Source organism: Photorhabdus laumondii subsp. laumondii (assembly GCF_003343245.1).
GTDB lineage: Bacteria > Pseudomonadota > Gammaproteobacteria > Enterobacterales > Enterobacteriaceae > Photorhabdus > Photorhabdus laumondii.
In genome coordinates, this window is the sequence record NZ_CP024901.1 from 5297477 (window position 1) to 5319556 (window position 22080).

General features: G+C 42.9%; 21 protein-coding genes. 9 read left to right on the plus strand and 12 right to left on the minus strand.

Translation table 11 applies throughout. From position 1 onward, the window contains the following. Window positions 1–43: 43 nt before the first annotated feature. Entirely contained in the window at window positions 44–673 is a 630-nt protein-coding gene (rlmE, locus tag PluTT01m_RS23265) for a 23S rRNA (uridine(2552)-2'-O)-methyltransferase RlmE (RefSeq protein WP_011148612.1), read from the minus strand. 140 nt (window positions 674–813) lie between these two features. Here rlmE and yhbY point away from each other — a divergent pair, with 140 nt between their 5' ends. Continuing rightward, window positions 814–1107 (plus strand): ribosome assembly RNA-binding protein YhbY, encoded by a 294-nt coding sequence (yhbY, locus tag PluTT01m_RS23270; protein ID WP_011148613.1) that lies wholly within the window; start codon window positions 814–816, stop codon window positions 1105–1107. 132 nt (window positions 1108–1239) lie between these two features. Here the strand turns inward: yhbY and greA are convergent, their stop codons facing one another. Next, window positions 1240–1716, minus strand: coding sequence for a transcription elongation factor GreA (gene greA, locus PluTT01m_RS23275; protein WP_011148614.1), 477 nt, complete (start codon window positions 1714–1716; stop codon window positions 1240–1242). Window positions 1717–1976: 260 nt separating this feature from the next. Here greA and dacB point away from each other — a divergent pair, with 260 nt between their 5' ends. Continuing rightward, window positions 1977–3425: a serine-type D-Ala-D-Ala carboxypeptidase gene (gene dacB, locus PluTT01m_RS23280; RefSeq protein ID WP_011148615.1), complete on the plus strand. Its 1449-nt coding sequence runs from the start codon at window positions 1977–1979 to the stop codon at window positions 3423–3425. A 67-nt stretch (window positions 3426–3492) separates the two neighbouring features. Here dacB and cgtA read toward each other — a convergent pair whose 3' ends face one another. From cgtA to rplU, 3 genes are all read right to left on the minus strand, one after another. Then, window positions 3493–4668: an Obg family GTPase CgtA gene (gene cgtA, locus PluTT01m_RS23285; protein WP_011148616.1), complete on the minus strand. Its 1176-nt coding sequence runs from the start codon at window positions 4666–4668 to the stop codon at window positions 3493–3495. Between the two features lie 252 nt (window positions 4669–4920). Next, the gene (gene rpmA / locus PluTT01m_RS23290) at window positions 4921–5178 is read right to left on the minus strand and encodes a 50S ribosomal protein L27 (RefSeq protein ID WP_011148617.1); all 258 of its coding nucleotides are present in this window, start codon (window positions 5176–5178) and stop codon (window positions 4921–4923) included. A 19-nt stretch (window positions 5179–5197) separates the two neighbouring features. After that, window positions 5198–5506: a 50S ribosomal protein L21 gene (rplU, locus tag PluTT01m_RS23295; protein ID WP_011148618.1), complete on the minus strand. Its 309-nt coding sequence runs from the start codon at window positions 5504–5506 to the stop codon at window positions 5198–5200. A 251-nt stretch (window positions 5507–5757) separates the two neighbouring features. On the opposite strand from rplU, the gene ispB reads away from it, so the two are divergent. Beyond that, window positions 5758–6729 carry an octaprenyl diphosphate synthase gene (ispB, locus tag PluTT01m_RS23300; RefSeq protein ID WP_011148619.1) on the plus strand — a complete coding sequence of 324 codons (972 nt, stop codon included), beginning with the start codon at window positions 5758–5760 and terminating at the stop codon, window positions 6727–6729. Window positions 6730–6750: 21 nt separating this feature from the next. On the opposite strand, the gene PluTT01m_RS23305 is transcribed toward ispB, so the two are convergent. After that, on the minus strand, window positions 6751–7131 hold the full coding sequence (locus PluTT01m_RS23305; protein ID WP_041380418.1) for a DNA-binding protein: 381 nt from the start codon (window positions 7129–7131) through the stop codon (window positions 6751–6753). Window positions 7132–7207: 76 nt separating this feature from the next. After that, window positions 7208–7555, minus strand: a complete 348-nt coding sequence (locus tag PluTT01m_RS23310) for a DNA-binding protein (RefSeq protein ID WP_041380419.1) — start codon at window positions 7553–7555, stop codon at window positions 7208–7210. Between the two features lie 185 nt (window positions 7556–7740). Here PluTT01m_RS23310 and PluTT01m_RS23315 point away from each other — a divergent pair, with 185 nt between their 5' ends. Further along, window positions 7741–8007 (plus strand): helix-turn-helix domain-containing protein, encoded by a 267-nt coding sequence (locus PluTT01m_RS23315; protein ID WP_011148622.1) that lies wholly within the window; start codon window positions 7741–7743, stop codon window positions 8005–8007. A 228-nt stretch (window positions 8008–8235) separates the two neighbouring features. On the opposite strand, the gene mdh is transcribed toward PluTT01m_RS23315, so the two are convergent. Continuing rightward, a complete protein-coding gene (gene mdh, locus PluTT01m_RS23320; protein WP_011148623.1) occupies window positions 8236–9174 on the minus strand; it encodes a malate dehydrogenase in 939 nt (312 codons plus the stop codon). Between the two features lie 454 nt (window positions 9175–9628). Between mdh and argR the strand changes: the two genes are divergently transcribed. Continuing rightward, on the plus strand, window positions 9629–10099 hold the full coding sequence (gene argR, locus PluTT01m_RS23325) for a transcriptional regulator ArgR (RefSeq protein WP_011148624.1): 471 nt from the start codon (window positions 9629–9631) through the stop codon (window positions 10097–10099). A gap of 44 nt (window positions 10100–10143) precedes the next feature. Here argR and mpl read toward each other — a convergent pair whose 3' ends face one another. After that, window positions 10144–11514 (minus strand): UDP-N-acetylmuramate:L-alanyl-gamma-D-glutamyl-meso-diaminopimelate ligase, encoded by a 1371-nt coding sequence (mpl, locus tag PluTT01m_RS23330; protein ID WP_011148625.1) that lies wholly within the window; start codon window positions 11512–11514, stop codon window positions 10144–10146. Between the two features lie 165 nt (window positions 11515–11679). Between mpl and fbp the strand changes: the two genes are divergently transcribed. Continuing rightward, entirely contained in the window at window positions 11680–12684 is a 1005-nt protein-coding gene (fbp, locus tag PluTT01m_RS23335; protein WP_011148626.1) for a class 1 fructose-bisphosphatase, read from the plus strand. Between the two features lie 617 nt (window positions 12685–13301). After that, complete coding sequence (gene ppa, locus PluTT01m_RS23340; RefSeq protein WP_011148627.1) at window positions 13302–13832, plus strand: inorganic diphosphatase; 531 nt, start codon at window positions 13302–13304, stop codon at window positions 13830–13832. A gap of 99 nt (window positions 13833–13931) precedes the next feature. Here ppa and PluTT01m_RS23345 read toward each other — a convergent pair whose 3' ends face one another. Genes PluTT01m_RS23345 through tamA form a run of 3 tightly spaced genes read right to left on the minus strand, consistent with a single transcriptional unit; the run spans window position 13932 to window position 19794 of the window. Continuing rightward, window positions 13932–14279: a gamma-glutamylcyclotransferase family protein gene (locus PluTT01m_RS23345; protein WP_011148628.1), complete on the minus strand. Its 348-nt coding sequence runs from the start codon at window positions 14277–14279 to the stop codon at window positions 13932–13934. Window positions 14280–14281: 2 nt separating this feature from the next. Continuing rightward, window positions 14282–18055 carry an autotransporter assembly complex protein TamB gene (tamB, locus tag PluTT01m_RS23350; RefSeq protein WP_011148629.1) on the minus strand — a complete coding sequence of 1258 codons (3774 nt, stop codon included), beginning with the start codon at window positions 18053–18055 and terminating at the stop codon, window positions 14282–14284. Further along, window positions 18052–19794, minus strand: a complete 1743-nt coding sequence (gene tamA, locus PluTT01m_RS23355; RefSeq protein WP_011148630.1) for an autotransporter assembly complex protein TamA — start codon at window positions 19792–19794, stop codon at window positions 18052–18054. Before tamA ends, tamB begins: the two co-directional genes overlap by 4 nt. Before the next feature lie 114 nt (window positions 19795–19908). Between tamA and msrA the strand changes: the two genes are divergently transcribed. Then, window positions 19909–20556 carry a peptide-methionine (S)-S-oxide reductase MsrA gene (gene msrA / locus PluTT01m_RS23360; protein WP_011148631.1) on the plus strand — a complete coding sequence of 216 codons (648 nt, stop codon included), beginning with the start codon at window positions 19909–19911 and terminating at the stop codon, window positions 20554–20556. A 154-nt stretch (window positions 20557–20710) separates the two neighbouring features. Then, complete coding sequence (gene paeA, locus PluTT01m_RS23365) at window positions 20711–22042, plus strand: polyamine export protein PaeA (RefSeq protein WP_011148632.1); 1332 nt, start codon at window positions 20711–20713, stop codon at window positions 22040–22042. Window positions 22043–22080 lie beyond the last annotated feature (38 nt).

Here is a 22080-nt window from a genome sequence, read left to right on the forward strand (position 1 = left end):
TAACCTCATATTACAACTGTGTTAACAAATAGCATTCAGGGTACTATAGTTTCCGCCCTGTCGCTACAATGTATACTTCACGCGATCGGGCCCGCGAAGCGTCTGGCTTACGAATTTTCACGTTCGTAAATAGGGAGCGAATTTCCCTCAGGTATTCATCAAAGCCCTCTCCCTGAAACACTTTGACAATAAAACTCCCCTCGGGGGCCAGCACATCACGACACATATCTAACGCCAATTCAACCAGATACATGGATCGAGGAATATCGACCGCAGGTGTTCCGCTCATATTGGGTGCCATATCCGACATGACGACCTGGACTTTGTTATCACCAACTCGCTCAAGCAATGTTTTCAATACAAGTTCATCACGAAAATCACCCTGAAGGAAATCGACGCCAACAATGGGATCCATCGGTAAAAGATCACAGGCAATCACTCGCCCATTATCACTAATTTGACTCACTGCGTACTGAGACCATCCACCAGGAGCTGCGCCTAAATCGACAACGGTCATGCCAGGCTTAAAAATTTTGTCACTTTGTTGAATTTCATCAAGTTTAAACCAAGCGCGAGAACGAAGCCCTTTTTTCTGTGCTTGTAGAACATATTTATCACTAAAGTGTTCTTGTAACCAGCGACTGGAGCTTGCCGAACGTTTTTTATTGGCCATTGTCCTTTCCAACTATACAACGAATAAAGAGCCAGATATCTATTGCTCCGTACATCAAAACCACAACACACTATTTATGGTGATAGAGATGAGATGGCGGTAGAATGTCTCGTTTTCAATCCTAACTAAGCAAAAAAACAATGGCCCTTAACAAAAAACAAGTACAACACCTGAAAAGTCTCGCTCACCCGCTAAAACCTGTTGTCATGATTGGTAATAACGGCCTGACCGAGGGTGTGTTGGCCGAAATTGAACAAACGCTGTCACACCATGAGCTTATCAAAGTCAAAATCGCAGGCGAAGATCGTGAAACCAAAAATTTGATCGCCGATGCAATTGTCCGCGAGACCGGTGCATATAATGTGCAAGTTATCGGTAAAACTCTAGTTCTTTACCGCCAATCGGAAGAACGCAAAATTATTTTACCTAAATAATCAAACCACATTTATATAAAATGCGGTGCGCATATTATGATAAAAAAGGCCATATTCGGCCTTTTTTACTTTTCCACGATCCTTATGCAACTTTACCTAACGTAAATCAATAGCAACAGGACAATCCCGAAGTTAAATATATTCAACTTTCAGGATCTCATATTCAACTTCACCGCCTGGTGTTTTGATAATAACAACGTCATCAACTTCTTTACCTATCAAACCGCGGGCAATTGGTGAATTCACTGAGATTAAATTTTCTTTAATATCAGCCTCATCATCACCCACAATCCGGTAAGTCTGCTCTTCATCAGTATTAACATTCAAAACCGTAACTGTAGTCCCAAAAATAACACGTCCACCCTTGGGCATTTTTGTGACATCAATCACTTGTGCATTAGAAAGCTTAGCTTCGATTTCCTGAATACGGCCTTCGCAGAAACCTTGTTGTTCACGAGCAGCATGATACTCAGCGTTTTCTTTCAGATCACCATGTTCACGCGCTTCAGCAATGTCTGAAATAATTTTTGGACGACGTACGTTCTTTAGATAATCTAGCTCTTCGCGCAACTTATCCGCGCCACGTACCGTCATTGGAATCTGTTTCATTTATTAATCCTCTAAATCTTTCCTGAGCAAAAAACCAACATCATCCTGATGTTTTCAGATAACAGCACAATGAGCACACCTTGTCGGGCGGGCTTACAGACAATAAACAATAGTGCAAACCATAGGACTACCCAGAGTTCACAATCATATTTTACATATTAATATATCATTCTAACGTAGACTTGGTGATGGGTCATCGTTTACTTTTCCCCACTTTGCGCCTTAGTATTGTGGTATGTCTACATCCATATGCGAAATTTATGTCCTTCTTTAAAATTGCCGGCAGATTAATTTGCGTTACCGCTCTGTATTTAACTATACCCAACGCAAACGCCACACCTGTTGAGGAATATACGCAATATCTGCCTGATGGTACTAATCTGGCGTTAATCGCTCAAAAAGCGGGCAGCAGTACCCCGTTAATTGATTATCACGGGCAGCAAATGGCTCTACCAGCCAGTACGCTGAAAGTTGTCACAGCTCTTGCAGCATTGTTACAACTGGGTAAAGATTATCGCTTTATCACCACACTGGAAAGTCACGGAAAAATTTCAAACGGCATCCTGAGAGGGAATTTGATTGCTCGTTTTGTCGGAGATCCGACACTGACCCGTCAACAACTTCGCAATATGGTCACAGTTCTGAAACAATCTGGCGTGGAAAAAATTGACGGTGATCTTTTGATAGATGTTTCCGCCTTTGCCAGCCACGATAAAGCTCCCGGTTGGGTATGGAATGACATGACCCAATGTTTCAGCGCTCCCCCTGCTGCTGCAATTGTAGATCGAAATTGTTTTTCAGTTTCGCTATATAGTGCTGAACACCCCGGTGATACTGCATTTATCCGCGTAGCATCCTTTTATCCCGTAAATATGTTCAGCGAAGTTAAAACGTTGGCAAAAGGCTCTCCTGAAAGCCAGTACTGCGAACTGGACGTCGTTCCCGGAGAGCTGAACCGTTTTACTCTTACCGGATGCCTTACTCAACGCAGTGAACCGTTGCCACTGGCTTTCGCGATTCAAAATGGTACCAGCTATGCGGGTGCAATTCTCAAAAATGAATTGCAAATTGCAGGAATTGAAATCACAGGTAATCTTAAACGCCAAAGTTTACCAACTGAACCGGGAAAAGTTCTGGCTCAAAATCAATCAGCACCATTACATGATCTGCTAAAAGTCATGCTAAAAAAATCTGACAATATGATTGCTGATACCGTATTTCGGACAATAGGCCGACAACACTTTGATATACCAGGAACCTGGCGTTCAGGTTCTGATGCGGTAAGGCAAGTATTAAAACAAAAAGCAGGTATCGATCTAGGAAATACCGTGATGGTAGATGGCTCAGGATTATCCCGCCATAATCTAATTACTCCAGCAACCATGATGGAAGTATTACAGTTTATTGCTCAGCATGATCAAGAATTAGATTTTATTTCCATGCTGCCATTAGCGGGTCATGATGGCACATTAAGATACCGGGGAGGGCTGGATGAAGCAGGAGTAAACGGAAAAGTTTCGGCTAAAACCGGTGCCCTGCAAGGAGTTTATAACCTAGCTGGCTTTATAACCACTGCTAGCGGTCAACAAGTTGCTTTCGTGCAATTTATTTCTGCTTACGCCGTACCGCCAAAAGAGCATCGCAACCGTCGGGCCCCTTTGATTCGATTCGAAAGCAGGCTATACAAAGATTTATACCAACACAACTGATAAAATTGGCGCCACAAAGATGGCGCCCTTAATTATGATGAGAAAGTATGATGAGAAAGTGAAAAAATCAGCGTTTGTAAATAACTTCAATGCCTTCATCGTCATCTTCGTCCCAATCGTCATCCCAGTCATCGTCTACTTCCGAAACCTGTTCCAATTGCTTCTTATGGTAGTCATCCCACATGAATTCAACTTTCTCAGGCTGAGTTTCACCTTCTGTTCTGCTCATATTACGAGGCTGAGTTTTCATAAACTCCATAATATCCCAGCAAAGCGCTTTAACACCCTGACGATTTATCGCTGAGATCATATAAAAGTCGCCTTCCCAACCCAATTCATCAGCAATAGCTTGGGCACGCTGTCTAGCTTCTTCTGGCTCCAACAGATCAACTTTATTGAACACCAACCTGCGTGGTTTTTCTGCCAATTTTTCACTGTATTGCTGTAGCTCGTTGACAATAATCCGGGCATTTTCAACAGGATCTGATCCATCAACAGGACAAATATCGATTAAGTGCAGCAATACCCGACAACGTTCCAAATGTTTCAAGAAGCGAATACCCAAGCCAGCACCATCGGAAGCACCTTTAATGAGCCCTGGGATATCAGCAACAACGAAACTTTGTTCGTTATCCATCCTTACTACACCCAAGCTTGGTACCAGAGTGGTAAATGGATAATCTGCAACTTTTGGTTTAGCGGCAGAAACAGCACGGATAAAGGTGGATTTGCCCGCATTTGGCATCCCTAGCATACCAACATCCGCCAACAGCATCAGTTCCAGCATCAATTCACGGGTTTCACCTGAGGTCCCCATCGTTCTTTGGCGAGGAGCCCGGTTGACCGAAGATTTAAAACGAGTATTACCAAGCCCGTGGAATCCACCTTTCGCTACCATTAAACGCTGTTCATGACGAATCATATCGCCTAGAACCTCACCGGTTACTGCATCACGGACACGCGTCCCAACAGGGACTTTAATCGTGGTATCCTGACCACGCCTGCCTGTACAATCACGGCTTTGACCATTTTGTCCACGTTCTGCCCGAAAGGATTTTTCAAAACGATAGTCAATCAGTGTATTGAGATTTTCATCTGCTAGCAGATAAACATCCCCACCATCCCCACCATCCCCACCGTCTGGCCCACCTTTCGGAATATATTTTTCACGGCGGAAGCTGACACAACCATTGCCACCATCCCCCGCAACAACCAGTATCCTGGCTTCATCTACAAATTTCATATTTTTTCTCCGTATGATAGCCATTACAGTGCTGGACGGCCGTGTTACCCAGAGATGGCGTATTTTAGAATATAAAAAGCCCCGCAACACATGCAGGGCTTCTGATTCGGTTTATACCCGTTATCTTTCAAGTTGCCTCTTTGTTGGCTGCACTCACTCACCTCAGTCACATAGTTATCTATGCTCCCGGGGATTCGCTCCCTTGCCGTCGCGATGCATCTTGAAATCCATAGGGTTTATAACTCGAAAAACTTATTCAGCTTCGATGCTGATAAATTTGCGGTTTTTCGGGCCTTTAACTTCGAATTTAACTTTCCCGTCAGCTAATGCGAACAGGGTGTGGTCACGACCACAACCAACGTTATTGCCAGCATGGAATTTAGTGCCACGTTGACGAACAATGATGCTGCCTGCTAATACAGACTCGCCACCAAAACGTTTTACACCCAGACGTTTGCTTTCAGAATCGCGGCCATTACGAGTTGAGCCGCCAGCCTTTTTGTGTGCCATTAATCTGCTCTCCTAAATCTTAAGCGATGCCAGTGATTTTAACATCGGTGAACCACTGACGGTGGCCTTGCTGCTTACGGCTGTGTTTACGACGACGAAACTTAACGATTTTAATTTTCTCGCCACGACCGTGGGCAACCACTTCAGCTTTGATTTTAACGCCTTCAACGACAGGAGCGCCGATTTTGATGTCATCACCATTAGCGACCATCAGAACCTGGTCAAACTCAACAGTTTCACCCGTTGCGATGTCCAGCTTTTCCAGGCGAATTGTTTGACCTTCGCTGACTCGGTGTTGTTTACCACCACTTTGGAAAACCGCGTACATATAAACTCCGCTTTCCGCACGCCCCCTTAAATATCATTCCAGAGCGCGCTATAAATATTCATAATAGGGCGCGAATTCTACGCAAAAAAGCCTAAGAAGACAAGAGCAGAATTAGAGCAGATGATAAAAAAACATAGTTGCTGAATTGTCATTTATTTAGACTGTTTTTCGAGTACAATCAAGACACAGCAATAACTATTTTAATGTTAATATGAACACAGCTCTGCATTAAAACCCATAGCCGAAAAAATATGAATTTAGAAACCATTATCAAGCTAACCGCTGATGATATGGCAGCGGTAAATGAAACCATTCTTAGTCAGTTGAATTCTGACGTTACTCTTATCAATCAGTTGGGCTACTACATAATCAGTGGTGGTGGAAAACGCATTCGCCCAATCATTGCCATCCTGGCTAGCAGAGTATTGGGTTATCAGGGTGATAAGCATATTACTGTTGCTGCATTAATTGAATTTATCCACACAGCGACTCTGTTACATGATGATGTAGTAGATGAATCAGACATGCGACGTGGCAAAGCGACTGCCAATGCCATGTTTGGTAATGCAGCAAGCGTGCTGGTTGGTGACTTTATATACACACGCTCTTTCCAGATGATGACAGCGCTTAACTCCATGCGAGTGCTTAAATTAATGTCAGAGGCAACCAATGTTATCGCTGAAGGCGAAGTTTTACAGTTGATGAACTGCAATGATCCAAATATTTCTGAAGATGATTATATGCGGGTGATTTACAGTAAAACAGCCCGGCTGTTTGAAGTCGCCGCGCACTCTTCCGCAATTCTTTCTAACGCCACCCCAGAGCAAGAAATGGCTTTACAAAATTACGGACGTTATTTAGGCACTGCATTCCAGTTAATTGATGATTTGCTGGATTATAATGCTGATAGCGATACATTAGGCAAAAACACTGGTGATGATCTTAACGAAGGTAAACCGACATTGCCCTTGCTACACGCTATGAATCATGGCACTCCAGAACAATCAGCACTTATCCGTGAAGCAATTGAAAAGGGTAATGGCCGTCATTTACTCGAAACCGTACTGACAACCATGAAACAGTGCGGTTCACTGGAATATACCCGTAAACGAGCAGAGGAAGAAGCAGATAAAGCAATAGCTGCTTTGCAGGCGCTGGAAAACTCCCCATACAAGCAAGCACTCGTGGGGTTAGCCCATATCGCCGTACAACGCCTTTCTTAATCGATAGAACGAAACCTGGGGTTAATCTGACTCCAGGTTTTTCTCTGCGTCTTCAACACCTACATCAATATAACCAATAAGTTTTGCGAGCCCCTCCCGAAGAATAAATTTCACAATTTTTTCCCGCTCAACTTTAGTTAATTGATAGTAAGCCTCAATCCAAATTAAGAATGGGTCTTGTCGTTTGTTTGTATAATCAATAGTGCTTTCCCCTACGGATAGCACATTAAGTACATCTTCAGGCAAACTATTTATATGATATTCAAGAGCCTTGCCCTGAACACCCCGTTTACGTCTATATTCCCATCCTTCCCGCCTTGCCATCAGATTTATTCCCTGTGGCGAAGAAGGAAGTCCGGCAATACCAACCAGCTCTTTAGCTGAGTACCATTCTTTTTTCATACTTTTCTTCTCACTTTGCACCGGGATAATGAAGAAGAATCCAAGTTAGTTGGCATTTCCAATTTCCAAAAATGGGTTAAATAACAGAAAGTTTTTCTAAAAAACTTCTGATACCATCCCGTAAAATCATGGCTATCACAGCCTGTTTCTCAGATTCTGATAACTGATGAAAAGCACCAACCCAAATCGACAAAGGATCTTGCTTCTGTACCTGATACTCAGAAGATGATTCATGAAGCTCCAATGCTACAATGGTCGTTTCCGGGAAACAGGAGTAGTGATACTCGACTGCTTTACCTTGTACACCTTGTCTTTTCTGACGTAACCACTCCTCTCGTTTTGCTCTGGCATTAACTCCTTGTGGTGATCCAGGTAACTCACCCACGCCGATTAACTCCTTGGCCGAATACCACTCTTTTTTCATCACGTTTCTCTATTTTTGTAACCAAGTTCAAAAAAGAAGTTTTTAAGAAAAAATTTGGAAATACTTTTAGAAAAATAATGCTATTTTATTTCTCAATAACAGGTTTAAGTTCGTTATTGCTCTCATGCATACCTGTTATTTATACCACTAACATAGCATCAAATTTAATAAAAAAAGGATTAAAAATGATTTCAAGGAAATCTGATTGGCATCCTGCCGATATAATTGCAGCTTTACGCAAGCGGGGAACAACCTTAGCTGAGGTATCACGCAGGGCAGGGCTCAGCTCATCAACCCTGGCGAATGCACTATCTCGTCCGTGGCCAAAGGGAGAATGGATAATTGCGAATTATCTGGAAATACACCCTTCAGAAATTTGGCCAAGTCGTTATTTTGATCCAAATACTGGAGAATTATTAGAAAGGAAAGTACGCGAACAAACAAATAATTAGCTAACGAATTATACCCTAATGGATCTCACGATGCATCGCGGCAGCAAGGGAGCGAATCCCCGGGAGCATAGATAACGATGTGACCAGGGTGAGTGAGTGCAGCTAACTAAAGAGGCAACTTGAAAGATGACGGGTATATATTAGTTGAACAAAAACCGCCGGTAATTCGCTATACCAGCGGTTTTATCGTTTCATAGATATATATTTTTTATTTATAAAATATATTAATTAGTTATTAATAAATTTTTCGCCTAATTCTATATCTTTTCTCAATACATCTAGCATGCCTTCCAGTGCTTTCTGTTCAAAATCACTCAACTCACCAATGTTCAAACGCTCTTCTACGCCATTTTTACCCAAACGAACTGGCTGAGCGAAGAAGCGAGCATATTTACCATCACCTTCAACATAAGCGCATTCTACAACATCACTTTCGCCTTGTAAGCCACGGACCAAAGAGAGGCCCAGACGAGCCGCAGCTTGCCCCATAGACAGAGTTGCAGATCCTCCACCTGCCTTAGCCTCAACAACTTCAGTACCAGCATTCTGAATACGCTTAGTTAAAGCAGCCAACTCTCCATCAGTAAAGTTCACACCAGGGATCTGAGACAACAGAGGTAAGATTGTCACACCAGAATGACCACCGATAACGGGTACTTCGATTTCCTGTGGTTTTTTACCTTTCAATTCAGCAACAAAAGTATTAGAACGAATAACATCCAACGTTGTAACACCAAACAGGCGGTTTTTGTCATATACACCCGCTTTTTTCAGCACTTCGGCTGCAATAGCCACCGTTGTGTTGACTGGGTTAGTAATAATCCCAATCAGTGATTTCGGGCAAGTTTTAGCCACTTGTTCTACCAGGTTACGAACGATCCCCGCATTAATATTAAACAGATCTGAACGATCCATGCCTGGTTTACGGGCAACCCCAGCAGAAATCAATACAACATTTGCTCCTTCCAACGCTGGAGTTGCATCTTCACCAGCAAAGCCTTTAATTTTCACTTCCGTTGGAATGTGGCTCAGATCAACAGCCACCCCAGGTGTTACTGGAGCGATATCATATAAAGAAAGTTCTGAACCTGAAGGAAGCTGGGTTTTGAGTAGAAGAGCAAGAGCCTGACCAATACCACCGGCTGCACCGAGAACTGCAACTTTCATCCTGATACTCCTTAAATCGTTTATACTTTAAAATGCTGTGAATTCATCTAGTTAAGAACCATAGATTACTACTTTTTTGAAAACAATCGGTTAACAACCAAATTGTGGACTTACGCTCTAATCGTGGGACGCAAAAGTCGCCGTATTCTAGGCAAAATGCTTATCTGTTAATGAGATAACGGACACTATTTTGAGAATTTCCTTATGATTTTACGAAACAATTGGCTAAATACCTTACACCCAACAACAACGCCAAACAACATCATTTGATTAACAATATATTTACTTGATAACCGGCTAAAAAAGCAAATTTCCATATTCATATTTTATGAATTTCTATATAACATAAGACCAATTTTGCGCGGTTCAAATTGGCTATAAAATCATTATTATTGCATAAAAATTCATTTATATGCATAATACAAGCTTCATAGCTGATTGAATATGGTGAAATATGCGCACTCCCTCTAAACAGGAAGACTTAGTAAAAGCTTTCAAAGCGTTATTGAAAGAAGAAAAATTTAGCTCTCAAGGTGAAATTGTTACTGCTTTACTGGAAGAAGGTTTTGAGAACATTAACCAATCCAAAGTCTCTAGAATGCTGACTAAATTTGGTGCTGTTCGCACCCGTAATGCTAAAATGGAGATGGTTTACTGCCTGCCTGCTGAGCTTGGTGTTCCTACTGCCACTAGCCCACTAAAAAATCTAGTATTAGACGTTGATTACAACCATCCTATAGTTGTGATTCGCACAAGCCCTGGTGCTGCTCAACTTATTGCTCGTCTGCTAGATTCTCTTGGTAAATCAGAAGGTATACTCGGCAGTATCGCAGGTGATGACACCATTTTCGTTACACTCACCAGAGATTCCACAACAGAACAGCTGCGTGGAGCCATCCTTGGGTTGTTCGAACAAGAGCTTTAAATGAACGCGCCAACATGGCGCGATTCATTTTCCCGCAGCTATTCTCAGGATTGATAAGCTTTTTTATTCAACTTAGAGAGTAATTTTTCATGAATATCACCAAATCCTCCATTACTCATAACCAGAATATGATCCCCCTGCTGTGCTTTATCAACAATCATATGCACCAGTGAATCTATATCAGCGCTCCAATACGCAGGCTGAACACAGTGATCTGCAATTTCTGATACGTGCCATTTAATATTAGCTGGCTGGAATAAAAATACTTCATCAGCACGCCCCAATGCTGGTGCGATCTCATTCTTACTCACACCCATTTTCATCGTATTTGAACGCGGTTCCAGTACGGTAATAATACGGGCTGTTCCTCCAACCTTACTACGCAGGGCTTCGAGTGTTGCCAGAATTGCTGTCGGGTGATGAGCAAAATCATCATAAACAGTAACGCCGTTTTCCTCACCACGTAGTTCAAGACGACGACGGGCATTAATAAATTCACTTAAAGCACAACAGGCATCTGCGGGCTGGACACCAACATGATGTGCAGCAGCAATTGCAATCAACCCATTGCGCATATTATGTTCACCCACCAGCGACCCGTTCACTTCTCCGACAACTTTACCACCATAAAACACCTGATAATGACGACTGTCTGTACTGATCTTTTTTGCCTGCCAGTTACCCGTTTCACCCACTAGTTCCAACTCACTCCAACAGCCCATAGACAAAACCTGTTTCAGGTTAACATCGTTATCCGGGACACAGATCTTACCACTACCCGGAACGATCCTGACAAGATGGTGGAACTGTCTCTGAATAGCAGCCAGATCGCCAAAAATATCGCCATGATCGAATTCCAGATTGTTCATGATCAGCGTACGTGGACTGTAATGCACAAACTTAGATCGTTTATCAAAAAAAGCACTGTCATATTCATCAGCTTCTATTACGAAAAACGGGCTTTCCCCGATCTGAGCTGATGTTTCAAAATTCCCCGGAACACCACCGATTAAGAAACCTGGTTTATAACCACAGGCTTCCAAAATCCAAGCTAACATACCCGCAGTTGTTGTCTTGCCATGCGTCCCTGCAACCGCCAGCACCCAACGTTCTGGCAAAACATAATCATGCAGCCATTGTGGGCCAGAAGTATAAGGGAGCCCACGCTCCAACACAGCTTCTACACAAGGATTCCCACGGCTCATAATATTACCGATGATGACCATATCTGGCACAGAATCCAACTGTGCCGGGTCATATCCCTGAATCAGATTAATCCCATGTTTTTCCAGTAAGGTACTCATTGGTGGATAAACATTGGCATCAGAACCAGTCACTTCATGACCAAGAGAACGAGCCAAAATTGCCAGTCCTCCCATAAAAGTGCCGCAGATACCAAGAATATGAATACGCATTGATTTCCTATTCCATAGCATGAAGTTAGCCACTATTCTAACCATCAAAAGCAAGATAAGAAATGGAATAGCCTATGAATCATCCCTTTCTTTGGCTAAACTGCCCGCGTAAGAGTGCAATGGACACTCTAAAACCACTATCAAATCACATTCAGGACTTTCGTCATGAAAACATTAGGCGAATTCATCGTCGAAAAGCAGCAAGATTTTTCTCACGCTACAGGTGAACTCACTGCATTGCTTTCTGCTATTAAGCTCGGAGCAAAAATCATTCACCGTGATATCAACAAAGCCGGTTTAGTGGATATTTTAGGAACCAGCGGTGTGTCCAATGTCCAAGGCGAAGTACAGATGAAACTGGATCTGTATGCTAATGAAAAACTCAAAGCAGCACTGAAAGCACGCGGTGAAGTTGCAGGAATCGCTTCTGAAGAAGAAGATGATATCGTTATTTTCGAAGGCGACCGCGCTGAAAACGCAAAATATGTTGTTTTGATGGACCCATTAGATGGCTCTTCAAATATTGATGTAAACGTTTCCGTCGGTACTATCTTCTCTATCTACCGCCGTATTACCCCCATTGGTCAGCCAGTAACTGAAAAAGATTTCCTGCAACCAGGTCATCGTCAAGTCGCCGCCGGCTATGTTGTTTATGGTTCTTCAACTATGCTGGTCTACACCACCGGCTGTGGGGTACACGCCTTTACTTACGATCCTTCTTTGGGAGTATTTTGTCTTTCCCATGAGAAAGTTCAGTTCCCACCCAATGGCAATATGTATTCCATCAACGAAGGGAATTACATCAAATTCCCTATGGGGGTAAAGAAATACATCAAATATTGCCAGGAACAAGATGAAGCAACTCAGCGCCCTTATACCACCCGTTATATTGGTTCGCTGGTTGCTGATTTCCACCGCAATTTACTGAAAGGTGGTATCTACATTTACCCAAGTACCGCCAGCCACCCATCAGGAAAATTACGCCTACTGTATGAATGTAACCCAATGGCATTCCTGGCCGAACAAGCGGGTGGTAAAGCCAGTGATGGTGCCAACCGCATTCTGGATATCACTCCATCCAAACTGCACCAACGCGTACCTTTCTTTGTGGGTAGTAAATCGATGGTGGAAAAGGCAGAGAGTTTTATGGCTGAGTTCCCTGATGAGTAATTTCATCGGTTAATTACGGATAAGCGGCGGGATTTTTCGTCGCTTTTTTAATTTTAACTATGTTCGTTAGATGATTCTTTAAAATTTATGGTCACCAACGGGTAACCCAAGCCACCTCGAAGAAGTAAACTATACCACTGTGTGATTGACGTATTAGTGATGAGTTATTTTATTACTGATTGGTGGCCACCTAGCAGATCACCTTCAACAAAATGGTGACTACACAAAATCGTGCGCAGGCTCAAGGAGTAGTCACCACTTCTGTCAGATACGAAAAATTCGCTCATCTCCAGTTGGAGGTTCTACGGCTTTATTAGACCACTACAGCTTTATTAAAAGCTCCATCCCAATAGACTATAAATTACACTTTTGAAAAAAATTATTCTGAAAATTTCAGTATATCCAACAAATTAATATACCAGCCCAAATAGCCGGGAAAATCGGACCTTATCGAGAGCTAAGTGACAACCTGTATTATCGGTTAGTAACTACACCACGGAGCAATCATCAAACTCAGAGACAGCATTTACCAACACAGAAAAATGGAGAGTACTTTAAAAAATGTTTTGGCTATAATACCCCACACTCTATTCTGGTTTGAAATAAAGGAAACTTTCATGAGCCTGAACTTAGTACCAGCAGGAAAAGAACTGCCTGAAGATATCTATGTCATTATTGAGATCCCTGCAAATGCAGATCCGATTAAATATGAAATTGATAAAGAATCCGGTGCACTGTTTGTAGACCGTTTTATGTCTACCACGATGTTCTATCCATGCAACTATGGTTACATCAACAACACCTTATCTCTGGATGGTGACCCGGTTGATGTTCTGGTTCCCACACCATACCCACTACAACCCGGCTCTGTGATCCGTTGCCGTCCAGTTGGCGTTCTGAAAATGACTGATGAATCAGGTGAAGACGCGAAACTGGTTGCAGTTCCACATAGCAAACTAACCAAAGAGTATGATCACATTAAAGATGTGAATGATCTACCAGAACTACTACGCGCTCAGATCACTCACTTCTTTGAGCACTATAAAGATCTGGAAAAAGGTAAATGGGTTAAAGTTGATGGTTGGGATAATGTCGAAGCTGCTAAAGCAGAAATTATCTCCTCTTTCGAACGTGCTGCTAAGAAATAACTTTTCTCTATTTAAATAATTAAAAAACCTCTGGGGAACATCACCGGCAGAGGTTTTTTAATACCATACTCCCTTTTTATGACAAAAAAGGGTTTTTATTTACTCTTCCACATGGCGCTTCAACCAATCACCGCTTTTTATCCGCCGTAAACCGGTTATTGGAAACTGATAAAGATATATCCATGCATTGCCATACGGTGTCTGAATCAATTCCCTTACATACTCCCGCGAATTATCTTTCAAATCATCTAATTCTGTCAGTATAGTAGAATTGATTCGATATACCTCACATTCAATACTTCCGTCACCACGGATAACCGCAGGATAATGCCCAAGGTCATATAGCTCATAGCCTTCCAGCCGATGATCACCTAACCATTGAGCATCGGTCATCCAATGATGATTGCCCTGTTTGCGCCGTAAGCTGCCATAAACAATAATTCGCATTTTTAAAACTCAAACTGATAGAGCAAATCCAATGTCTGATCAATACCAGATACCGCTTCCAGATACAATCTAGGCATTAATCTATAGCGTAAGGTTAATGTTGCCAGTGAATCAAATATACCAACACCATACTTAACTTGCAGATCTTTTGTAATTTTCCCGCTAACAACTACCTGTGATTTATCACCAACCCCCTGAGTATCCAGTGCTAAGTCGGAAACACCAAATATTTCACCGATCTTACCCACCAACTGACCACTCTGTGCAACCCCCAAACCTATTAATATTGCCGTCATCTGTGAGTTGTCCGAGTTACTATTCTCTAAACCCTCACCACGCAACAGATAAGAAAGTGCTTCCAATTGTGATCTAACAGGCTCTGAAAAAATTTCTACTTTTGGCTGATCCGCCAAACCAGTCACCCTTACCCCTGCAATAACCTGCCCATCGGTAGAATCTGGATTACGGATAGCCTCAATGTTGAGTAATGGCTGATCAGGTGGACCTGAGAACATAATCAGCCCTTTACGAACGATCAGATCCTGCCCATAAGTACGGAAACGGCCATCAAGAATATCAACTTGACCATTCAAACCCATGCCTTGTTTATCTTGAACAACCATCAGATCGCCTTTAAGTTGTGCTTTAAGACCGAAAGCACTAAGACGAACATCATCTCCTATATGAATCGTCAAGTTACTTTGAATCGGGATAGATGCTTTTTTCTGTTGTAATGGCTGAAGATTTTCATTCAATATGACTTCATCCGATGAAGTCTCAACTGTCGATTCTGGTAGCTCCTTCACGGTAATACGCGCCCAAGGAATGCCAACGCTACCATCCAATTTCAGCAACTGAGGAGAAGCCTCAAACACCAGAGCAGGGCTAACATCAATTTTCACCATTGGTGGAAAAACGACTCTTAACTTGTCACCGTTAGCCGTTACTCGTGCATGCCATGCATCCACATTACGCCAGTCCGCGTCACCATTTAGGTTAAGCTGCCCCTTCGGCGTTTTAATAACACCATCAAGAACGGAACGTATTCCATCAAAATTCACACCCATTTGCCCTTGAACAATATCAAATGGGATCCAATGGCCCGAAGCTTGCAGTGCACTCAAGTCTAACCGGCCAAACAATAATGGATTTCTGACATTGCCTCCCAGACGCAGGTTAGCATTCAAATGACCTTCAGCTTTATCACCTTTCCCAAGAATCGGCTTGATTAACGCCAGTGAAATATCCTGAATATCTACATTACCCGACAGCTTACGGCTCCCAGCAAGATCAGCAACTTGTACGCCACCGTTGAATCGGCCATTTCCCATAATCTTAAATAACCAATTCAACTCTGCTGTGCCATTCTTCAAGCCTGCATTGAGTGTCAGGGTCTGGAAATCTACCGGTAATGCAGTGCCATCAACCATCTGCTTAACATGCACCCCATCACCACGCAAATTAACGTTGGCCTGAGGCAATCCGCTTTCCGCACTCCATTTAACGTCGGCATTGCCACTGAATATACCTTTCAAATGTGTTTCAGGTGCCAGTAATGGCTGAATCAAAGCAAGATCCAAACGTTCAAGAACGATGGATGCACTACCGCTGACACCAGCTTCAATGGATTTAGGTACGCAGAACTGCGCATGTGGATTTAGCCAACAGTGAGGGCCCACAGTAACTTTCTGCTGCTGATTAAGATAATCAAGAGTTATCGCTTTAGTTAAGCGCCATTCTCCAACCGGGGTGTCAAAACGGGTATTGTTAATGCTACCTTTCCATCGCTGTTGCTTACGATCAAAACTACCATGCAATGCAAGTTGACCCGCAATCGGTTTGCCGTCAATCTTCAATTGCAAGTCGTGCTGTTTCTCATTGCCCTTAGCATCCAACGTAAAATTACGGACAATCAAATCCGCTTGTTTCAACTCACTGACTTTAGCAGCAAGATTCCCTTGGATCTGTTCAGCAGAACGTACATCCCCTTTCACATTCACTCGATCAACACGCAAATCCTGCCATTTCAACCCGTTAGCATTGAGATCAACCAAAAGCTGAGGCGCTTGTATATTACCGCGCAGTTTCAGCGTCCCATTCACGACACCGCCAAGCCCCGGAAATATACCATCCAACTTCGGTGCACGGATATCGCCATCCAGTTTCCACTGTTTGGACAATTGTCCCTGGAGATTCATTTTATTGCGCCCTAAAGCCAGCTCGAATTGAGGAATATTCCACTGACCCGCCGCGTTACCAGAAATCTTACCTTTGGCTTTTATTAAGTTCTGTTTTACGTTACCGTCCAGCGTAATTTCCGGGATCTGAAGCTGCCAACTACCACCGTGTAAACTCCCCCGAGTCACTATTTTCCCATCGATTTTAGCAGGCCATTCCGGCCACTGTTTAGCGGTATTGATCCCGGAGAGTGTCAGCACCGCATTCCAACTTACCGCCTTACTCCAATCTGCCACACCTACCAGTTCACTCTTTCCCTGCAAAGCAGACAGGCGTAAACGGGTCAACTTAAACTGTTCTTCATTACCTTTGGCATCTAATACAAGTAATGCTGGCGGGATTTCACTACCGTTAATACCGGAACGCAATGACAAATCATAACCACTGGCCTTACCATTAAGGCGCATTTTTACGCCATCTAGCTGATATTCTGGCTTCCCCGTTAAAGGCCAACTTAGTTGTTGGCTTTCAAGCGTCACCCGCACGGGTAAACCTACCTTAGCCAGTTCCGCTTGAGCATCAAGTTTAGCACTGACAGGACCAGACAAATTTAGCCCTAAGCTGAGTTGCTCCTGTAAAGCGCCATTAAGCTTTACATTAACCTTTTGTCCTTGGATCTCTTGTCGATTTAGCTCACCTTTTATTACCAGTTTTATCGGCCATTGCTGTGCCAGAGTTGCGGAACCATTAATGGCGAGAGAACCTTCCGGCATTTTAACATTCAATTTATTGAGCTGAATCTGCTGCCCCTGATTGCTAAGTTGCAATAAAAACTGATTGATTGTGATATTGGTATCACCCGTCAGCCGTAATTGCTTACCACTTATCCCTGCAACAGTGATATCCAGTGGAATAGGCACTTCTGGTAATGTTGCCAATAGCGGTTGAGAGAATAATTTTTTCAGAATTTCTGCCAACGATTTTTCCGGTTCACTCCCTCGTTTCGCTTTCCCCTCTGCTTCCGCTATTTTCAGCCGTTCAGGCGGCGTTTTTGGCAGTTCCACCAGCAATCCATTAATTTTCGTTGGTTTAAGCGTTAATGCTTTTTGCTGCCAGTGAGCAGCGGTCCTAAATTCATCAAGGGCAAATATCGTATCATTTACGGTGACAGTGACATTTTTAACGGATAGCAAATCAAGTGAGACTGGATACGGTGTCCTCAGTTCGGTGAAAGGTTCTGACTTTGGCGACGGTTCTCCCGCAGGAGGCAATTGTTTAGTATTAATCGCAACTTTTACGCCTTCCGTTGTCAATGCATTCACACATAATTGACTCTTTTTCAGACAGGAAAGACGCAATGAAAGGTGGAGTTGATCCACATTGACATTAACACCGGGCATTTGGTACTTAACGCCTTTCAGGGTCAAATCACGCCAACCGCCGCTGACGCTGGTTATATCCAGCCCCGGTACCCAACGGGCAGCACTGTTAATCATAAAATGCAGGCCAGATTGCGTTCCTACCAATCCAGCAACAGCAATAACCAACAAAGTCACTATCAGCAGAAAAGCAATGCTGACCTTTTTCATCCATCTCATAATTCAGATCCTAACCCGATGTAAAACTGGATGTTACGGGATTCTGAATCCCCTATTGGTCTGGCAAGGTCAAACTTAATAGGTCCGACCGGAGAAGCCCAACGCACACCAATACCTACGCCGGTTTTAAAATTGCTCTTTCTAACGTCATTAATGGCTTCACCGGTATCAACAAAAACAGCACTCCACCAATTACCTGTTACGTTATATTGATACTCAAGCGAACCCACAACCAATGCGGATGCACCGGTCAATTTTCCTTTATTATCTTTAGGCGAGATTTTCTGATATCTGTAACCACGAACACTGTGATCACCACCAGCGAAAAAACGTAGGTCGGGTGGAACCTTCTCGAATGCATTGGTTTCTATCCAACCCAAATTACCCCGAGCAACAAAACGGTGATTATCCCAATAAGTTCTGATCCAAACGTTTTGCGCCTGTAACACCAAGAAATCAACATCAGAGCCCCAAAGGGTATCAGAGATATCAATAGAATAGCGCTGGCTATCGCCCCAATAAGGCATCGTTCCTCCACGCTGGCGGATACGGCTGACGTTCGCCCCTGGGTACAATAACATTGCCGTATTGGTAACATTAGCCTGAGTAAAGTGGCTGAGACTCCAACGCATATTGATCCCATACTGCCAACCCGTTGAAAGATCCCAATTACGGGAAAAATTTACTGTCGCGGTATCTGATACGGTATCGTTGATATCTTTACGCTTATAACCCGTCTGCAATGCGTAATATTGCTCTAACGGATTCACCTTCAGCGGCATTTTATAGGTAGCATCAATAACCTGTTCAGGTGCAGAAAGGTTGATACTGGCGCTAAGGCTGTGTCCACGGGAATTAAGCCACGGTTTTGTCCATTTCGCCTTTACCCGTGGCCCTACATCAGATCCATAACCCCCACCCAGTTCAACATAGTTTTTGGAACGTGGCGTTAATACCGCTTCAAGAGGAAGCATTCCGTCACCATTTTTTCTAGCGGAATTAAAATCCGGTGAGACTACTGCTGAATTAAACCAGCCAGTTTCTGCTAACCGCCGATTCAATTCGGCTAATTGTTCAGAGGTATAAAAATCCCCTTCGCTGAATGGAACTAGATGATTCAAATAATCTTCGCGGATCTGTGAACCACGATAACGCACCTGACCAAAGTGATAACGCTCACCGCTATTAAAAACAAAGTCCCAGAATGCCTCATGTCGTTCTTTGGCAACACCTAATTGGCTCTTTTTCATAACCGCGTCAAAATAACCTTTCCTAATAGCGAGCCCGGTCAAAGAACCTTTAAGGTTTTCATATTCATCATGATTAAGAATCGTTCCTTTCTTTGGGCTTTTGCTTTTAACAAGTTTGGCATAATCTCCATCTGTCTTAGCCCCACCTTCCAAAACAACATTAACATCGGCAATTCTCACCGGTTCGCCTACAGTAACTTTTGCCGTTAATACCGAGCGAGCTGGCGGTCTATTTTCCTGATAGGTAAATTCGATAATGGGTTCATAATAACCAAGCGGGCGCAAGCCTTCACGAATCGCTTTATCTACACGAGATCGAAAACGGCCATCTGGCGCAACTTCATCAGTACTAATAGTGGAGAGATGAATTCGGGCATTTTTTTCCAACTTACCTGTTAATCCTTCTATTTTCAGACGAAGATTAGCACTATGAGCAATGGGAGTTACGATAGACACACAAAGAAAGCATAAAACGGGGTATCTCGACACGCGAACTCCTAACCTGATCGGAATAATTTAACTATAATCAATTTATCTTGAGTAAAGTTTACAATATATACAATCTATCAATATCTGAAAACTTAATAATTACGGGAGTGAATTGTGCCAACTTCAGCTAATAAAAGCCTATCTATTGATCCTCATAGTGCATTACCAGGCAGAACTGAGCCACTTAAGGTTTCACCTAACCATGCTGTTACTGATCATACGATAGAACCTGTTCCAGAAAATATGGAAGTGGCCTATTTTGGTATGGGATGCTTCTGGGGCGTAGAACGCCTATTCTGGCAACAACCTGATATTTACACCACCTCCGCAGGTTATAGCGGCGGTACAACAGCCAATCCAACTTACGAAGAAATTTGTAGCGGCCTGACCGGACATGCTGAGGTTGTTAGAATTGTTTACGATCCAGCAAAAAACAGCTACGAAAACTTATTAAAACTCTTCTGGGAAAACCACGATCCTGCTCAAGGGATGCGCCAGGGCGGGGATATTGGTTCTCAATATCGCTCCGCGATTTATACCGTGTCACCTCAGCAACATGAACTGGCATTAGCCAGCCGTGAACATTTCCAAAAAGCAATGCAACAACAAAGCGACAATCGCCCTATTACAACGGAGATCACAGAAGCGGGGCCATTCTATTTTGCTGAAGACTATCACCAACAGTATCTATTTAAGAATCCTGAGGGGTATTGCGGGCTAGGCGGTATTGGTGTTTGCCTACCCAAAATGAACGAAAACTAGTCGCTACATTTAATTAATGTTATAATTACTACGCTAATCAATAGCTTTCTAAGTGTTTGTCGTCACTTTTTATTTTATATGATTTTTATTGTTTCCTCCGGTGCTTTTCTAATGACAACCTACCCTACCACCGGAGGTAGAACATGGATTCCTTATGCTAAATAGTCTCTTAATAGTATTTCTATTGTGCGCGATAAGCGCCTTTTTTTCGTTATCTGAAATCTCTCTTGCTGCCTCTAGGAGAATCAAACTAAAACTGATGGCAGATGAAGGTAATATCAACGCAGCTCATGTCCTCAAATTACAAGAAACGCCGGGAATGTTTTTTACCGTGGTGCAAATCGGCCTAAATGCAGTAGCAATTTTGGCAGGTGTTGTCGGTGAATCCGCATTCTCTCCTTCATTGAAAACGTTTTTCATGAAATTTATGCGCCCCGAATGGGCAGACCAGTTGGGCTTTATCTGCTCATTTATCATTGTGACCAGTATATTTATTTTGCTCGCTGACTTGACACCAAAACGTATCGGCATGATTAAGCCTGAAGCAGTCGCCGTGAAAATCGTTAACCCAATGCGTTTCTGTCTGACCGTTTTTCGTCCACTAGTTTGGCTATTTAATGGCCTGTCTGATCTTATCTTTAAGCTCTTTAAAATTCCGACAGCACGTAATGAAGATATCACATCCGATGATATTTTTGCGGTTGTGGAAGCAGGGGCTGTTGCGGGTGTGCTGCGTAAACAAGAGCATGAACTGATTGAAAACGTGTTCGAGCTCGAATCCCGCACAGTGCCTTCTGCCATGACCTCAAGGGAAAGTATCATTTACTTCGATAAGGATGAAAGTGAGGAAAGTATCAAGCAGCGGGTTTCTAGCCAGCCACATTCCAAGTACCTGATATGTGATAGAGATATTGATCACGTTATCGGTTATGTGGATTCCAAAGATCTGCTTAACCGTGTCCTAAGTGGTCAAAGCCTAAGCTTCAATAAAGGTGTCCAGATCCGCAACGCGCTGATCATTCCAGATACCTTGACACTTTCAGATGCACTGGAAAGTTTTAAAGCGGCAGGTGAAGATTTCGCTATTATTCTGAATGAATATGCATTGGTAATGGGTGTGATTACCCTTAATGATGTTATGACCACACTGATGGGTGATTTAGTCGACCAAGGACAAGAAGAGCAGATCATCATCCGTGACGAAAATTCATGGTTAGTAGAAGGAGGAACACCTATTGATGATGTACAGCGTGTACTGGATATTGATGATTTTCCTGATTCAAGTAACTATGAAACCATTGCAGGTTTCATGATGTTTCGGTTGCGTAAAATTCCAAAGCGTACTGATTCAGTTAAGTTTGCTGGTTACAAATTTGAAGTTGTCGATATTGATAACTACAAAATCGATCAGCTATTAGTCACAAAAATTACTGATACTCTCACCACGGCACCCACGCAAAACCAGCCTATCAGTGATGATAAATAAAAACGGCCTATTCTTGAGCTAAGGCCGTTTAGTATTCT

Bases quoted from the DNA above. Each gene is read 5' to 3' on its own strand.
- rlmE (WP_011148612.1), bottom strand. From the start codon at position 673: ATGGCCAATAAAAAACGTTCGGCAAGCTCCAGTCGCTGGTTACAAGAA.
- yhbY (WP_011148613.1), top strand. From the start codon at position 814: ATGGCCCTTAACAAAAAACAAGTACAACACCTGAAAAGTCTCGCTCAC.
- greA (WP_011148614.1), bottom strand. From the start codon at position 1,716: ATGAAACAGATTCCAATGACGGTACGTGGCGCGGATAAGTTGCGCGAA.
- dacB (WP_011148615.1), top strand. From the start codon at position 1,977: ATGTCCTTCTTTAAAATTGCCGGCAGATTAATTTGCGTTACCGCTCTG.
- cgtA (WP_011148616.1), bottom strand. From the start codon at position 4,668: ATGAAATTTGTAGATGAAGCCAGGATACTGGTTGTTGCGGGGGATGGT.
- rpmA (WP_011148617.1), bottom strand. From the start codon at position 5,178: ATGGCACACAAAAAGGCTGGCGGCTCAACTCGTAATGGCCGCGATTCT.
- rplU (WP_011148618.1), bottom strand. From the start codon at position 5,506: ATGTACGCGGTTTTCCAAAGTGGTGGTAAACAACACCGAGTCAGCGAA.
- ispB (WP_011148619.1), top strand. From the start codon at position 5,758: ATGAATTTAGAAACCATTATCAAGCTAACCGCTGATGATATGGCAGCG.
- PluTT01m_RS23305 (WP_041380418.1), bottom strand. From the start codon at position 7,131: ATGAAAAAAGAATGGTACTCAGCTAAAGAGCTGGTTGGTATTGCCGGA.
- PluTT01m_RS23310 (WP_041380419.1), bottom strand. From the start codon at position 7,555: ATGAAAAAAGAGTGGTATTCGGCCAAGGAGTTAATCGGCGTGGGTGAG.
- PluTT01m_RS23315 (WP_011148622.1), top strand. From the start codon at position 7,741: ATGATTTCAAGGAAATCTGATTGGCATCCTGCCGATATAATTGCAGCT.
- mdh (WP_011148623.1), bottom strand. From the start codon at position 9,174: ATGAAAGTTGCAGTTCTCGGTGCAGCCGGTGGTATTGGTCAGGCTCTT.
- argR (WP_011148624.1), top strand. From the start codon at position 9,629: ATGCGCACTCCCTCTAAACAGGAAGACTTAGTAAAAGCTTTCAAAGCG.
- mpl (WP_011148625.1), bottom strand. From the start codon at position 11,514: ATGCGTATTCATATTCTTGGTATCTGCGGCACTTTTATGGGAGGACTG.
- fbp (WP_011148626.1), top strand. From the start codon at position 11,680: ATGAAAACATTAGGCGAATTCATCGTCGAAAAGCAGCAAGATTTTTCT.
- ppa (WP_011148627.1), top strand. From the start codon at position 13,302: ATGAGCCTGAACTTAGTACCAGCAGGAAAAGAACTGCCTGAAGATATC.
- PluTT01m_RS23345 (WP_011148628.1), bottom strand. From the start codon at position 14,279: ATGCGAATTATTGTTTATGGCAGCTTACGGCGCAAACAGGGCAATCAT.
- tamB (WP_011148629.1), bottom strand. From the start codon at position 18,055: ATGAGATGGATGAAAAAGGTCAGCATTGCTTTTCTGCTGATAGTGACT.
- paeA (WP_011148632.1), top strand. From the start codon at position 20,711: ATGCTAAATAGTCTCTTAATAGTATTTCTATTGTGCGCGATAAGCGCC.